The 15,276-nt window shown below is 61.9% G+C and carries 11 protein-coding genes; 5 read left to right on the forward strand and 6 right to left on the reverse strand.

The genetic code is table 11. The annotated features are described in order from the left end of the window. The first annotated feature begins 102 nt into the window (after positions 1 to 102). Together WBQ96_RS21840 and WBQ96_RS21845 are read left to right on the forward strand one after the other, a co-directional pair. Positions 103 to 1,155 carry an ornithine cyclodeaminase gene (locus tag WBQ96_RS21840; protein WP_336554423.1) on the forward strand — a complete coding sequence of 351 codons (1,053 nt, stop codon included), beginning with the start codon at positions 103 to 105 and terminating at the stop codon, positions 1,153 to 1,155. A gap of 103 nt (positions 1,156 to 1,258) precedes the next feature. Continuing rightward, entirely contained in the window at positions 1,259 to 1,894 is a 636-nt protein-coding gene (locus WBQ96_RS21845; protein ID WP_336554421.1) for a DedA family protein, read from the forward strand. A 59-nt stretch (positions 1,895 to 1,953) separates the two neighbouring features. On the opposite strand, the gene mprF is transcribed toward WBQ96_RS21845, so the two are convergent. The 6 genes from mprF to WBQ96_RS21875 all read right to left on the reverse strand — a co-directional run bounded on the left by mprF (position 1,954) and on the right by WBQ96_RS21875 (position 12,279). Continuing rightward, positions 1,954 to 4,590 (reverse strand): bifunctional lysylphosphatidylglycerol flippase/synthetase MprF, encoded by a 2,637-nt coding sequence (gene mprF, locus WBQ96_RS21850; protein ID WP_336554419.1) that lies wholly within the window; start codon positions 4,588 to 4,590, stop codon positions 1,954 to 1,956. A 179-nt stretch (positions 4,591 to 4,769) separates the two neighbouring features. Next, the gene (locus WBQ96_RS21855; RefSeq protein WP_336554417.1) at positions 4,770 to 6,320 is read right to left on the reverse strand and encodes a DegQ family serine endoprotease; all 1,551 of its coding nucleotides are present in this window, start codon (positions 6,318 to 6,320) and stop codon (positions 4,770 to 4,772) included. A 329-nt stretch (positions 6,321 to 6,649) separates the two neighbouring features. Then, positions 6,650 to 8,011, reverse strand: coding sequence for a virulence factor family protein (locus WBQ96_RS21860; RefSeq protein WP_336554414.1), 1,362 nt, complete (start codon positions 8,009 to 8,011; stop codon positions 6,650 to 6,652). A 139-nt stretch (positions 8,012 to 8,150) separates the two neighbouring features. Next, a complete protein-coding gene (hydA, locus tag WBQ96_RS21865) occupies positions 8,151 to 9,608 on the reverse strand; it encodes a dihydropyrimidinase (protein WP_336554412.1) in 1,458 nt (485 codons plus the stop codon). Between the two features lie 486 nt (positions 9,609 to 10,094). Continuing rightward, the gene (locus WBQ96_RS21870; protein ID WP_336554410.1) at positions 10,095 to 11,408 is read right to left on the reverse strand and encodes a glutamine synthetase family protein; all 1,314 of its coding nucleotides are present in this window, start codon (positions 11,406 to 11,408) and stop codon (positions 10,095 to 10,097) included. Continuing rightward, on the reverse strand, positions 11,398 to 12,279 hold the full coding sequence (locus WBQ96_RS21875; protein ID WP_336554408.1) for a MurR/RpiR family transcriptional regulator: 882 nt from the start codon (positions 12,277 to 12,279) through the stop codon (positions 11,398 to 11,400). The genes WBQ96_RS21870 and WBQ96_RS21875 overlap by 11 nt, the downstream gene beginning before the upstream one ends. 194 nt (positions 12,280 to 12,473) lie before the next feature. Between WBQ96_RS21875 and WBQ96_RS21880 the strand changes: the two genes are divergently transcribed. From WBQ96_RS21880 to WBQ96_RS21890, 3 genes are all read left to right on the forward strand, one after another. After that, the gene (locus tag WBQ96_RS21880) at positions 12,474 to 13,241 is read left to right on the forward strand and encodes an N-formylglutamate amidohydrolase (RefSeq protein ID WP_336554407.1); all 768 of its coding nucleotides are present in this window, start codon (positions 12,474 to 12,476) and stop codon (positions 13,239 to 13,241) included. Next, positions 13,242 to 13,904 (forward strand): isochorismatase family cysteine hydrolase, encoded by a 663-nt coding sequence (locus WBQ96_RS21885; protein WP_336554405.1) that lies wholly within the window; start codon positions 13,242 to 13,244, stop codon positions 13,902 to 13,904. A gap of 156 nt (positions 13,905 to 14,060) precedes the next feature. Then, the gene (locus WBQ96_RS21890; RefSeq protein ID WP_336554402.1) at positions 14,061 to 15,236 is read left to right on the forward strand and encodes an ABC transporter substrate-binding protein; all 1,176 of its coding nucleotides are present in this window, start codon (positions 14,061 to 14,063) and stop codon (positions 15,234 to 15,236) included. Positions 15,237 to 15,276: the final 40 nt, after the last annotated feature.

Below are 15,276 nucleotides of genomic sequence, written 5' to 3' on the forward strand. Positions count from 1 at the left end.
GCAATTATGCAAGAAAGTGTCGTATCGATTGAGTGAGGGCCCAGCTAGTCTACCAATTTGGTCATCCGGCAGACGTGCTGGAACAGGTGGTTGGGGTAGATTGTGGTTCAATTCGTCGGCACGAAAAACATCGCGGATCTGGTCGCTTCGGTCGGGCTGGAGACGCTTCTCCTGAAGCTGGTGAAATATCTGGAGCAGGACTTTTCGCGCTGGGAGGATTTCGACAAGACACCCCGTATCGCAGCCCACGCTCCCAATGGCGTGATCGAGCTGATGCCGGCCAGCGATCACGATCTCTACGCCTTCAAATTCGTCAACGGCCATCCGGAAAACCCGCTGCACGGACTTCAGACGGTGACCGCATTCGGCGTGCTCGCCAACATGCACACCGGCTATCCCGAGTTCCTGTCCGAGATGACGATTTCGACGGCGCTGCGCACGGCGGCAACGTCGGCCATGGCGGCCAAGTACCTAGCGCGCAAGGACGCGCGCACCATGGCTATGATCGGCCTTGGCGCACAGTCCGAATTCCAGGCAACGGCGTTCAAGACCGTCCTTGGCATCCGCCACCTGCAGGTCTTCGATATCGACCCGGAAGCAGCAGCGAAGTTCTCGCGCAACCTGGAAAATTCCGGCTTCGTCATCACCCATGCGCCGAGTGCCGAAGAAGCTGTTCTGGGTGCAGACATCATCACCACGGCCACGGCGGACAAGAAACTGGCGACGATCCTGTCCGACAACATGGTCGGCGCGGGCATGCACCTTAACGCGGTCGGCGGCGACTGCCCCGGTAAGACCGAGCTTCATCGCGACATCCTGCTGAGGTCCGACATATTTGTCGAATTCCCGCCGCAGACCCGTATCGAGGGCGAAATCCAGCAGCTCGACAAGGACTATCCAGTGACCGAGCTCTGGCAGGTCATAACCGGGCAGAAGACCGGACGGGCCTCGGACAAGCAGATCACGCTTTTCGATTCCGTCGGCTTCGCCATCGAGGATTTCTCGACGCTGCGGTTCCTGCGCGATCTGGTTCAGGGCACCGAGTTCTATAGCGAGATCGACCTCATCGCCGAGCCGAAGGATCCGCGCGATCTGTTCGGCCTGCTGATGAAGGGTACAGCACCCGCACGGGAAAGGCTGGCCGAAACAGCCTGACCATACGGTCGACACTTGACGCGGTTTTGCCGCATGGCGATGTTCTATGCCCTGACAGGCGGCGCGTGCCGTCTGTCCCGTCATAAGCATTTCACAGGGCTGTATGCTCGATCTCCTGTCGCCGGACACGCTTCATCATCTGATCCACACCTATGGACTCTGGGCGCTTTTCGCGGTCGTGATGTTCGAAAGCATGGGCGTGCCGATGCCCGGTGAAACGGCGCTCGTCTCGGCGGCGCTCTATGCCGGCGCGACCCATCGCATAGAACTTCTGCACGTTGTGAGCGTAGCCGCGGCAGCGGCCATCGTCGGCGACAATATCGGCTATCTCATCGGCCGCTCCGTCGGTCTGAAGCTGCTCACCAGGCATGGCGGCCGTATCGGGCTGGACGAAGGCCGGCTCAAGGTCGGCCAGTATCTGTTCCTGAAGCATGGCGGAAAGATCGTGTTCTTCGGCCGCTTCGTCGCTTTCCTGCGCGCCTTCGCAGCCGTTCTGGCGGGTGCCAACCGCATGACCTGGACGCACTTCCTCGTCATGAATGCGGCTGGCGGCATCTGTTGGGCGCTGCTCTTCGGCGGCGGCGCCTACTTCTTCGGCGAACGCATCAAGGCCGTCGCCGGGCCTGTCAGCCTCCTGCTCCTGCTTGTCGTGGCCGTTGGACTGGTCATCGGCATCCGGTTCTTCCGTCATCACGAGAGGGAACTGGAAGCACGCGCCCGGGCAGCCTTGCTGGATTAAAACCCTTGTTTTGCGCAATTCCGGACGGAAAACCGCTACACACTTTTCCTGGAATTGCGTTACGCCGGCTCCACCACCTTGGGCTTGGGCCGGCGCTTTGGTTTGCGCGTACCCGAACCGATGAACTTGCCGATACCGCCGGAAATCAGCGCGTTCACGTCGAGCAGCACCTGTGGAATGTTGAGCCCGCCGGGGCAGGCCAGATATTGCGGCGTCCAGACCGGTGAGAACTTCTGCTTGAAAGAGCGCAGGCCCTCGAAATTGTAGAAGTCGTCGCCGTGGCGGAACAGGAACGTTCCCATGCGGTTCCAGCGCGAGGCCAGAGCATGATCGGAAAGCCCAGACAGGGGTGCCGCGCCGAGATTGAACCAGCGATATCCTTCCGACTGCGCATAGAGCAGGATACGCACGAACAGCGCGTCCATGAGGATCTTCGAGACGCCAGGACGGTAGCGCATAAGGTCGACGGACATTTCGTTCATGCCGCCGCTGCGCCAGATATTGGCGAAGGCAACGATGTGGCCCTCGTGACGCATCACCGCGCAGTCGAAATGCGAGAGATAGTCCGGGTCGAAGTAGCCCAGCGAAAAGCTCTTCTCGCCGCCGCTCTTCTCGGCAAGCCAGATGTCTGAGACCTGCCGCAGTTCGTCCATGATGGCCGGCACACCCGCCCTTGGCACGATTTCGAAGACCAGCCCCTCCTTGGCAGCGCGGCGGTCGGCGTAGCGGAAATCCTGGTTCTTGCCGCCTTCCAGCGTGAAACGGGTGAGGTCGACACGCGCCACCTCGCCAAGCTTGAGAAGGGCATAGCCCATGTCGAGATAGAGCGGCAGGTTGTCGGGATGAACGCCATAGAACACGGCGCGGCCTGCCTCGCGATCGGCCATGTCGCGGAGTTGCCAGACCAGATCCTCGGCCTGTTCGGGGTCGCCCACCGGATCGCCCATGGCAACCAGCGAACGCCCTGCCCGCGCATACATCAGGAACGCCTTTCGGTCCGGCGACCACAGGAACTCCTTGTCGCCGAGCAGGGCGATGTTGGTCTGCGTGTCATGCGAAGTCGCGATCACCGCTTCGACCGCGTCCGACTCGGTGGCAGGCTGCCTTCTGGCACGAACCGGGGGCCGGTTGATCGCGACGGCGACGCCGAGCGCTGCGACCGCAATCAGAAGGCCGACCGTTGCGCGCAGGAAGCGCGGCGCTTCCCCACTCCACGCAAACTCCCAGAACAGTTCGTTCGAATATTCGACATGGCTGTAGGAAAAGAAGCCGAGCCAGGTGGTGGCGACAAGGGTCAGCACCACCAGCGCCAGCCAATGCCAGGAAATGCGGCCGAAGCGCTGCGGCGAGCGGCGGTAGAATGCCTGCCGCGACAGCAGAAGGAACAGCGCCGAGAAGGCCAGCGTCGTCGCCTCCTCCCAATCGAGGCCCTTGATCAGTGAAAACACGACGCCGGCAAGCAGCACCGCCACCGCCGCCGCCCAGGCCGAGAACAGCCGGCGCTGCAGGCCATGGGCGATGACCAGCAGCGCAAGGCCGGTAAGACTGCCGAGGAAGTGTGACGATTCCACCACCGTCAGCGGCAGCCATCCTTCCAGCATATCGAGCCGGTCCGGCACGCCGGGGGTGGCGCCGGAAAACAGCAGCACCACGCCCGAGATGAAGACGACTGCGGCTGCCACAGGCGGCACGATGGCCTTTATCGCCTTGGCCGATCCAACGAAGCGGGCGGCAAGCTTGCCGCGGATGATGCCGGCCTCGATTGCCGCAAGCACCACAACTGCAATGAAGAACGGCAGGAAATAATAGATAAGCCGGTAGGCAAGCAGAGAGGCCAGAATGTCCGCCCTGCCCTGCAGGCCAAGACCGGCGATAAGCGTCGCCTCGAACACGCCGATGCCGCCGGGAACGTGGCTGATCGAGCCGAGGATGACCGCGCTCATATAGACCGTCAGGAACAGCGCCGGCCCCGATTGCGCGTCAGCCGGCAGAAGCACGTAGAGCACGGCGGCAGACGCCATGAGATCGATGATGCCGACGAGCAGCTGCACCAGCACCATGCTGCGGCGCGGCAGGGGAAAGCGCCATTCGAAGAACCGGATCTCGCGCCCCTGCGGACCGGCAAGGAAATAAAGCCCGATCAACGCGCCGAGCAGTAGCACACCAACCACGCGATCTGCCGCCGGGTAGAGCATCTTCATGACCGGCACGCCGTCCGGGTCGATCACCAGTGCCAGCCCGACAAGTGCCGTGAAGGCCAGCCAAAGGCCCATCCACGTCAGCAGCACGACCTGGCTGATCTCGCCCGCATCGAGCCCGCTGCGCGAATAGGTGCGGAAGCGGACCGCGCCACCGGTGAAGAGATGGAAACCGAGGAAATTCGAGAAGGCGTAGCCGCTCATGCCGGAAAGTGCGGCGCTGTGCCATGGCACCTTGCCAGGCGCTACGATGCGGCAGGCGACGATGTCGTAGGTGGCGAGCGCGCAATAGCTGACTGCGGTTGCCAGAAGCGCCACCGCTATGCTGGTTCCCGGCATGGCGCTTATCGCCGCCTTGATGTCGTCCAGGCGCAGCCCGGCGGTCATCTGGTGGAAAAGCCACAATGCACCGACCGTCACCGCCACGGCGGCAATCGAGCCGAGATAGGCACTCAGCCGCCAACGCGGTCTGCGTTCTTCAATGACGCGCTGTTCCATCAGCTAACGCTGGCCTCCCGGCAGGGCTTTCCAAACAGGGTCATGTCAGTCTCCGAAATCGGCCAGTTGGGGCCGAGAATGGTAGTCGATTTTCGTATGACGGTGTCGAATTTCAGGCAGCACCCAAACAAAAACCGCCCGGACATTGCGTCCGGACGGTTTGTTGAGGCGAATAACGATCAGGCGTGATCGAAAGGCACGGCGATGAAGGTCTGCGTGTCGCCACGTTCGACGAGCAGCAGCACCGACTTCTTGCCGGCCTTGCCGGCTTCTGCGACGGCGCGGCTCGCCTCCCTGGCGTTTTTCACCGGCGTCTGGTTGACCGAGACGATCAGGTCGCCCTCGCGGATACCCTGCTCGGCACCAGCCTTGTCCGGGTTGACCCGCGCCACCAGTGCGCCCTGCTCGCCATTCGACAGGTTCAGAGCCTGCCGGGCCTGCGGCGTGATGTCGGTCAGAGCCAGTCCGAGCGACGGCACGGAATTGCGGCCGGACGACTGGTCCGGCGTGCTGTCGGCGGACGCCATCTTCTGCTCGTCGCCGTTCTGCCCGACGGTGATCGGCACATTGACGCTCGAGCCCTTGCGCCAGACCGTCAGGTCTTCCTTGGTGCCGGGCGAAACATCCGCCACGGCGCGGGAAAGATCCTTCGGGTCCTTGATGTCGCGGCCACTCAGCGCGGTGACGATGTCACCTGTCTTCAGGCCGGCGGCCGCAGCAGGCGAGTCGTCGCTGACATGCGCGATAAGCGCGCCGGTCGGGTGATCGAGGCCGATCGCATTGGCGACATCGGCAGTCACCGGCTGGATCTGCACGCCGATATAGCCGTGCTCGATCGAGCCGCTCTTGATCAGCTTGGCGACAACCGACTGGGCCTGATCGGACGGGATGGCAAAGCCAACGCCGACGCTGCCGCCATTGGGCGAATAGATGGCCGAGTTGATGCCGACGACCGAGCCATCCATGGCAACCAGCGGTCCGCCGGAATTGCCGTGGTTGATGGCGGCGTCGACCTGGATGAAGTCGTCATACGGCCCGCTGTGCAGGTCACGGCCACGCGCCGAAACGATGCCTGCGGTAACGGTGGTGCCGATGCCGAACGGGTTGCCGATGGCCAGCACCTGATCGCCGAGGGACAGCTTGTCGGAATCGCCCCACTTGACGGTCGGCAGCGGCTTGTCGGACTTGACCTTGACCACCGCCAGATCGCTCTTGGCGTCGCGGCCGACGAGGGTAGCCGGCAATTCGGTGCCGTCATCCAGCACGACCTTGATCTCGGTTGCGCCGTCGACGACGTGGTTGTTGGTTACGATGGTGCCGTCAGAGGCGATGATGAAGCCTGAACCCAGAGCTTCGGCCTCCTGGCCGCCGCTGTCGGGCCGGTGCGGCTTCATCTGGGGTTGCGGCATGCCCTGATCCCCGAAGAACTGGCGGAAATACTGATCAAAAGGCGAATTTCCGCTGAACGGCTGCTGCTGGCCGTCGCCGCTGTCATCGGAAGCGGAGGCGTCGACCTTCATCTTGGTCATGATGGTGACGACGGCCGGCTTGTCGGCATTGACGATGGGCGCGAACGAGCCCGACGGTGCCATGATGCCGGTGACCGGCGTCGGCTGGACGGCTTCGGCTGCCCCTGCCCGCAGGACAGGTGAAAGCACGAGGGGGGTGATGATCAATGCGGCGCCAAGCAGAGCGGCGACACGGTGTCTGCGAAGAATATTGGAGGACATTTTCGTGGTCCCTGCGAGAGTTGATCCAAGCGCCGTGGCGTATTCCATGCTGGAATCGTCTATTCGACGTATCGACGATCAGGCTGGCCGTTCTCGCCGATTTCGGCTGCCTATGCATTCGATACGGAAGACTTAGGGAGCAATCCCGCCACAATTTAGAGCTTTTGCGAACATTACGAAGATTTAATTCTTACGCATATTTTCTGTAACGCAATAAGAGATCGCCATCCCGTAAATACAACGCGACGTGATGCTCACAATCTGGAGATTTATTTTATTAACTTCTTGTAATTTTCAGAATTACGAAAATACTTCTCTATTGCATTTGATCACGGCGTCGTGTTCGTGGCCATGCCTGTGCGTCGCACAAATCCATCGATAATCTTGTCGGCGAGGCTCGCGTAATCTCCATCGAAATGATGCCCGCCCGTAGTCTTGATGACCTCGACCGGGCCGCCTTCCAACTTCGGGCACGCCGTATCGTCTTCATCTTCACCGTAGAAACACTGGACCAGCTTCGGATCGATCTTGCCGAGTTCCGGCAAGGTCGGGACGGAGTCGGAATCGGCAGTGCCAAGCCAGCCGGCGACCGAGACCTCAAACGAGGCGTCGGGCGAAAAGCCGAGCAATGAAATCTGGCTTACGCGCTGCCTGTCCGCCTCATCCAGCACGTTGAAGCTAGCGGGAAGGACATCGGCGCCGAAAGAATAGCCGATCAGCAGAACGTGCTTGACCTTCCACAGCGCGGTATATTTATCCATCATCTGCTTCAGGTCCGCCGCCACATCCTTGGCCGGGCGCTCGGACCAGAAGTACCGTAGCGAATCCACCCCGATGGTGGGGATGCCTTTTTCCTGAAGTATCCCACCGATGGACTTGTCGAGATCGCGCCAGCCGCCATCGCCGGAATAGACGATTGCCATGGTGTCATGGGTCGGCGTGGCCGGCAGTTCCACCAGCGGAATATCGCTGGTGTCGTCCTGCGACTGGAGCACGGCGGTCACCGAATTCTCAAGCGCTGTCTGGGCCGGCGCGGTCGCATCGTTGATCTTGATGTCGAAACCCTGACCGCGCAAATCCGCGATGTGCGCGCGGCCGTCAGCGTCGGCCTGGGGCGTGAAGGTTACATCGATCGGATTGGGCATCTCGCCCTTCTCCAGATCGTAGACCGTGCCTTGTGGCGTTTCCTTGCGGGCCGCACCGCTGCACAAGGTCTTGGCCAGCGGGATGCTGGCTGTCGGATCGACGGCTATCGTGTGCCCCACCGTGGCCGCAGGCGTCTGCGCCGCAATTGCCATGACAAGGCCACCGCCTTCGCCTGCACCGGCGAGGATGGGTGGGTTGTAGTTCGAGGAGCCGGCAGAGCGCTGCATCTGCTGGCTGAGGTTCTCAATATCCGAAACCAGATAGGCGCAATCGTCCGGCACCTTGGCTATCGATTGGAGATATTGCGGAAGATCGACCCCGACGACGATCGCGCCGTCGCCGGCCAATCGCGCTGAAAAATCTTCGTCGGCTGCGGACCAACCCTGCTTGTCGGAAAACAGGAAGACGGTGCTGCTCGGCGCTCCATCCGGCATCAGGATATGCGGCGACGGAATGAGCCCGCTGTCGAACTGGTCAGCAGGGGCGGACCCTGCGATAGCCACAAGGCAAAGAGAAATCAGAGAAAACCCGACAAGCCGCTTCACATCAAAATCCCAGGTGACGCGCCGTTCCCCACCTCCGAAACCACGTTTCGGAGGTACGACGCGGGCACCTTGATCCCCAAAAATGGCCGGGATTAAGGCAAGCCATTTTTCGAGGATTGAAGCGATACAGTTCCTTCGGTCAGACGCCGATCGGCATATGCTCGGCCGAACGGGTGACAGCGCGCGGAGCGGTGATTTCCTTCCACTTCGACAGCGCCTGGTTGACCGCCGGGAAGGCGCGGCGCTTGACGAATTTGCCGCGGCCCGGCTGCGGCTGGTCGTTCTGGCCGTGCGACCAGACGACATCGCCGCGCGACAGCGTGTAGCGCGGCAGGCCACGGACCTTGAAGCCTTCGAAGACGTTGTAATCGATGATCGACTTCTGGTTGGCGGCCGAGATGGTCTTGGACAGTTTCGGGTCCCAGACGACCAGATCGGCATCCGAACCCGGCAGGATCGCGCCCTTCTGCGGGTAGATGTTGAGGATCTGGGCGATGTTGGTCGAGGTGACGGCCACGAACTCGTTCATGGTCAGCCGGCCGGTCTCGACGCCCCGCGCCCACAGCACGGACATGCGATCTTCGAGCCCGCCTGTGCCGTTCGGGATTTTGCGGAAATCGTCGAGGCCGAGCGTCTTCTGTTCGCTGGTGAAGGCTGCGTGGTCCGTTGCCACCACCTGCAGCGAGCCGGCGGCAAGACCCGCCCACAAGCTGTCCTGGTTGAGCTTGTCGCGGAAGGGCGGTGACATCACGCGGCGGGCGGCGTGCATCCAGTCGGCATTCTGGTATTCGCGCTCGTCCAGCGTCAGATGCTGGATCAGCGGCTCGCCATAGACGCGCATGCCCTTCTGGCGGGCGCGGCGGATGGCCTCATGGCTCTGCTCGCAGGAGACATGCACGACGTAGAGCGGAACGCCGGCTGCGTCGGCAATCATGATGGCGCGGTTGGTCGCCTCGCCCTCGACCTCGGGCGGGCGCGAATAGGCATGGGCCTCGGGACCGGGCATGCCGCTGCCCATATATTTCTGCTGCAAGGCGGCGACGATATCGCCGTTTTCGGCATGGACCAGCGGCAGCGCGCCGAGGGCGGCGCAGCGCTGGAAGGAGGCGAACATCTCGTCGTCATTCACCATCAACGCGCCCTTGTAGGCCATGAAATGCTTGAAGGTGTTGATGCCGCGGTCCACCACCTTGGCCATGTCGGAGAAGTTCTGTTCCGACCAATTGGTCACGCACATGTGGTAGGAATAATCGGAGGATGCCTGGCGCTGGGCCTTGCTCTCCCACTCCTCCAACGCTTCCAGCATGCCGCCGGGTCCGGGGATGACGAAATCGACGACCATCGTCGTGCCGCCGGAAAGGGCTGCGAAGGTGCCGCTTTCCCAGGTTTCGGCAGCTGTCGTGCCCATGAAGGGCATTTCGAGATGGGTATGCGGGTCGATGCCGCCGGGCAGGATATAGGCCCCTTCGGCATCGATGACCGTGTCGCCGGAGAGATCCTTGCCGATCGCCGCGATGTGCTCGCCCTCGACCAGGATGTCGGCCTCATAGGTCCTGTCGGCAGCAATGATGGTGCCGCCCTTGATCACTTTCGACATTGGAATCTCCTTCATGCTTGCCTGCCGGCAGTCGCTGCGTGTTCCCCTGCGGACTGCTCGATCTTCTTGTTTGATCCACCACACTGGCCGCCCCGGCGCGCCTGGAACAGCGCCGTCGGCCAGAATTGATTGGGCCACCTTAATCGTTTTCGGGCGGCGGCAAAGCACCTTTCCACCAAACGATGCGTTTGGTGGATGGGACAGATGAATGGAGTGCGAATGGGCGGTTGATCAGAGGTCAGGCAGCTTTGCAATGTCAAAACAGCCCCTCACCCTTGCCTCTCCCCGTGAACAACGGGGAGAGGGAGGCATCGGCGTTGGAGCCTCGTCCTTCTAACCGATCCTCACGAAGAGAAGGAGGCTGGCCGCAACGCTGACGACCCCCTCTCCCCGTTCTTCACGGGGGTCCGAAGGACGGGCGAGACCCGTGGCTCGCCCCGGAATGGGTAAGGGTGAGGGGCTGTTTCCATCCAGACCTGAATGCCCTCAGTAAACTTCCTCATACGCCGCGCAGATTTCCTCCTGCGTCTTGCCTTTCAGGAAGCCGAGTTCGCCTTCCTTGTGCTTGACATAGACGTCGGCAAAGCCTTGCGGGAACCAGCCGGTGACGACCGGATTGGCCTTGAAGCGGCGCAGCGCTTCTTCCAGCGTCTGCGGCAGGCGGACATAGCCGCGCTCGTTGAGTGTCTTGGTGTCGAGCAGCGACAGATCCTCCTGCGTGGCTTCGGGAACCTCCAGCCCTTCCTCGATGCCCTGCACGCCGGCATGAACCAACGCTGCAAGCTGCAGATAGGGGCTCGCCGTCGCATCAGCGGCGCGGAACTCGAAGTTGAACTGTGCGGCCTTGGCGATGTCGCTGAGATCGGACACCGGGCAGATGCGCACGGAGGCCTCGCGATCGCGGAAGCCGAGATTGTTGAAGGCAGCGCTCCAGCGATGCGGTGTCAGCCGCAGGTAGGAAACCGCGCTCGGCGCAGTGATGGCGACGATGGAATCGAGATATTTCAGGATGCCGGCAACGAAATGGCCCGCCGTCTTGGACAGCTCATGCTTGCCGGCGGGATCGTAGGTCGCCGGCTTTCCATCCTCCGACAGGAAGCTCATATGGATATGGACGCCGTTGCCAATGCCTTTCGGGTCGCGGATCGGCGTGAAGGTGACTTCGTGGCCGAGACGGTCGGCGACCGTCTGCACCATTTCGCGCGTGATCAGCGAGTGGTCGGCGACCGTCACGCCGCGCTGCGGCCCCATCGTAACCTCGTATTGGGCAGCACCGAATTCCTTCATGAAGGTGTCGGGCTGCACACCTGCCTCGCGCATGGCACCGACCAGCAGCTCGGCGAAATCGCGCTCGGCGCGGAAGCCGGCCATCGAGAAGGCATCGCCCATGGGGCTATGGCTGTTCTTGAACTGGAACTCGTGTTCGAAGGCGCCGAAAAGCGTCAGGCCGGTCGCCTTTTTCAGTCGCTCAAGTGCGGCGATCAGGATCGAGCGCGTGCAATATTCCCACGGCCTACCGTCGGTATGGAGGATGTTGCCGATAGCGAAATGTTCTACCGGCTCGCCCTCGCCGAACTCGATGCGAACGCGCGCGTCAGCGTCGGGGATGAGCACCAGATCGCCGAGCGAGCCGAAGGGGCTTTCGGCGATCGCGTCGAAGCAGGTGATCTGGACATTGGTCGGCGTCCAGCCGATGCCGCGCGCCAGCCGCTTGTCGAATTGCGAGGCCGGAAACGCCTTGCCCCGCACCTTGCCCGCCAGATCGCTGCAACAGGCGACGATCATTTCTTCACGTTTCATCGAATTCCCCATTCCGTTGTTCCTGACCGGGAGCCGGCGGCGCCAGCCGCACCGCATCCCAGGCCTCGATACGTTCGCGCGTGGCGGTCCAGTCGGCTTCGGAGACCTTGACGATCAAGGCCTCGACGAAGGCGACAGCGCTGACAACCGTGTCCCAGGCCGTGCCGACGCCGATCGGCAAGCCGACCACATGCGTGCTGTCGCGGGCGATGGGCGACATCCATTTGTCGGTGATCAGCACGATCGACGGTTTGCGCTTCTCGCGGATGATTTCGGCGAGCCGGGCGATATCCGGCTGATAGCGCCGGAAGTCGAACAGGATGACGACATCCTGCTTGCGCATGCGCAAGATGTATTCGGGCCATTGTTCGGAGCTGGCCGGCAGATGGTGAACCCGTTCGCGGATCTGGCGCAGATGCATCGACAGGAAGGCGGCAATGCTGTCGCTGATGCGCCCGCCTAGCAGGAAGATGTTGCGCGAGGGATCGGCGACCAATCCGCAGATGGCATCGAACTGCTCGGCTGACACGCTTGCCGACATTTCCTGCATGAGATGCCCGACGCGATTGGCGTAATCGCCGAGGAAATCTCCGGCACGGGCCGGACTTTCGACCGTCTTGAGATCAAGCGGCGAGCGGCGGCTTTCCTTCAGCTCGCCGATGAGCTGGCGCTGGAATTCCTGATAGCCGCCATAGCCGACCTTGCTGACGAAACGCGTGATCGACGGCGCGCTGACGCCGGTGCGCTCGGCCAGTTCCTGGATCGTCTGCAAACCGGCGAAGGGATAATCCGCCAGGATGGCATTGGCGAGCTTGCGCTCGCTGGCGGTCAGCGTCGGCGCGGCCTGCATGATCGTGGTGCGGACTGTCATCTGTTTCGAAGGGTCCATAAGCCGCCGAAAGCGTTGTGAGGGTCATTATTCACAGTGAAAAAAATTAGTCAAACAAACAAATATGATTGACTATGACTGAAAAATTTCTTCCATTGCATCGATAGCGGGCTGCCCACGGCCCACAGAAATAGCCTGAGGCGATGTTGCAGAACGCACAGCAAGAAACAACGGTTTTGACCGGAAACGATCCGGGCCCGGTCGAGGCGATAAACCTCACTGGGACGTCGCCATTTCTTCTGACCTGCGAACATGCCGGCCGTGCCGTGCCGCAGCTGCTGGGCGATCTCGGCGTGGACGCTGCCGAGATGGATCGCCATATCGCCTATGATGTCGGCGCGGAAAATCTTTCGCGCGGCCTGTCCGCACTGCTCGATGCACCGCTGATCATGCAGCGCTACAGCCGGCTGGTGGTCGACTGCAACCGTCCTTTCGAGGCCAAGGACTGCTTTCCCGAAATCAGCGACGGGACGGTCGTGCCGGTCAACCGATCGCTTTCGGAAGGCGAGCGCCGCCAGCGCTTCGATGAGATTCATCAGCCTTTCCATCAGGTGGTTGGCACGTTTCTGGATCAGCGCAAGGCAGCCGGAAAGCCGGCGATCCTGATCTCGGTTCACAGCTTCACGCCGTGCCTGGCCGGCAAGGACCGACCCTGGCTGGTCGGGCTCCTGGCCAATCGCGACCGGCGTTTTGCCGACGCTTTCATGGCGGCCTTCGCAGGCGCGAATCCTGGCATAAGCATCGCCCATAACGAGCCCTATACGGTCGACGATCTGTCGGACTACACCGTCCCGGTTCATGGCGAGGCGCGGGGCATTCCCCACATTCTGCTGGAAATTCGAAACGATCAGATCGCCCAGCCTGACGGCCAGGTCAGGTGGGCAAGGCTTGTGGCGGACGCACTGACCGGTGCCGTCGCCCTCATGAATACGAAAGGCAACTAGATGGCCGCCGACTTCCCGAAAACCCGCGATCTTCCGCTCGAGCCGAACGCATCGGCAATCCTGTTCATCGACGTGCAGAACTTCTGCGTCCGGCGCGATGGCGGCGAGTTCAAGGATGTGCCGGACGCCGATATCACCGGCAAATACGCCTATTATTTCGACCGCATAAAGACGACCGCCGTGCCCAACATGCAGAAGCTGCAGGCGGCCTTTCGCGATGCCGGCATCGAGGTACTCTACACCACCATAGAAAGCCTGACCAAGGACGGCCGCGACCGCAGCCTCGACTACAAGATCACCGGTTTCAACGTGCCCAAGGGCTCCGATGACGGCAAGGTCATCGACGAGATCGCGCCGGGCGACGACGAGATCGTGTTGCCGAAAAGCTCGTCCAGCGTCTTCGTGTCGACCCATATCGACTATCTCCTGCGCAATCTCGGCGTGAAGCAGCTCGTCATGTGCGGGCTGCTGACCGACCAGTGCGTGGAGTCGGCGGTGCGCGACGCCTGCGACCTCGGCTACCTCGTGACGCTCGTTCCCGACGCCTGCGGCACCTACAGCCAGGAACGCCACGACAATTCGCTGCGGACGATCAAGGGCTATTGCCGGCAGATCGATACTGACGCGCTGATCGCCGAAATCTCGGCGCTGAAAAAGGCATAGAGAGCGATGCCCCAGGTGGTTCGCGGATTGAGGTTCGAGAGGAAATAAACTTTACTGATAGTGACTTCAGCATACAGGGCCGGAAAGACTGAAAAACAGCGGGAAAACCCGCACCGGTCCTTTGGAATAACCAAGCAAAAACAGGGGAATGCACCTATGAAAACGTCAAAAACCACTCTTTTGAGCACGGCCGCAGCACTGCTGCTGCTCGGCTCGGCGGCACACGCCGCAGACGACAAGATCATCATCGGCGGTGCCATGTCGCTGACCGGCGTGCAGGCGCCGCTCGACACGCCCGGCGTCAAGGGCGCGGAAGTCGCCGTCAAATATCTCAATGACAATGGCGGCGTGCTCGGCAAGCAGATCGAGTTCATCAACATCGACGGCAAGTCCGACCCGGTGACGGTCGGCAATGTCGCGGTCGAGCTGATCGACAAGGGCGCGCAACTGATCATGGCGCCGTGCGATTTCGACTTCGGCAGCCCGGCCGGCCGTGAAGCCCAGGAAGCCGGCGTCGTCGGCATTTCGACCTGCGCCTCCGACCCGCTCTATTCGTCTTGGTCGCTCGGCGACAAGCAGTTCACCCTGTCGATGTGGAACACGACGATGGGTGCGGTGGCAGCCGATTTCGCCGCCAAGGAGAAGGGCTGGAAGACGGCCTATGTCGTCACCGACCAGTTCATCGCTTACACCAAGTCGCTGTCGAAATATTTCGTCGAGCAGTTCAAGGCCGATGGCGGCGAAGTGATCCTCGAAGACACCTACACCAACGGCGACAACAATTTCTCCGCCCAGATCGCCCGCCTGCAGGCGCTCGGCAAGAAGCCGGACGTGATCTTCCTGTCCTCCTACGGCCAGGACATCGGCGCGATCATCCGCGCGCTGCGCGAGGTCGGCTATGACGCACCGGTACTCGGCGGCGACGCCTATGACGATCCGGCAATGCACGAAGCGCTCGGCGAGAAGTTCGGCAACAATGTCTACTTCGTGACCCACACCTGGATGGGCCCGGAAGCGCATCCCGACATGCCGAAATTCATCGACCTCTACACCAAGATGCATGGCGAGGCGCCCGACACCTCCTTCGTCTCGACCGGCTGGGACACGATCATGCTGATGGCGGACGCGATCAAGGCCGCCGGCAGCACGGACGGTGCAGCGGTTGCCAAGGCGCTCGAGGACGGCCAGTTCAAGCTGCTGACCGGCGATCTCGATTACGGCACCGCCGAGGAAGGCCATGTGCCGAACAAGGCTGCGGTCGTTCTGGAACTCAAGGGCGGCAAGCCGACCTTCGTCGGCTGGCGCAAGCCCGAGAGCATTCCCGCTCCCTGACATCTCAGGCACCGGGGCCTTGCGCCCCGGTCCCTCCCAA

It is taken from the genome of Mesorhizobium sp. CCNWLY176, from assembly GCF_037153935.1.
Lineage (GTDB): Bacteria > Pseudomonadota > Alphaproteobacteria > Rhizobiales > Rhizobiaceae > Mesorhizobium_M > Mesorhizobium_M zhangyense.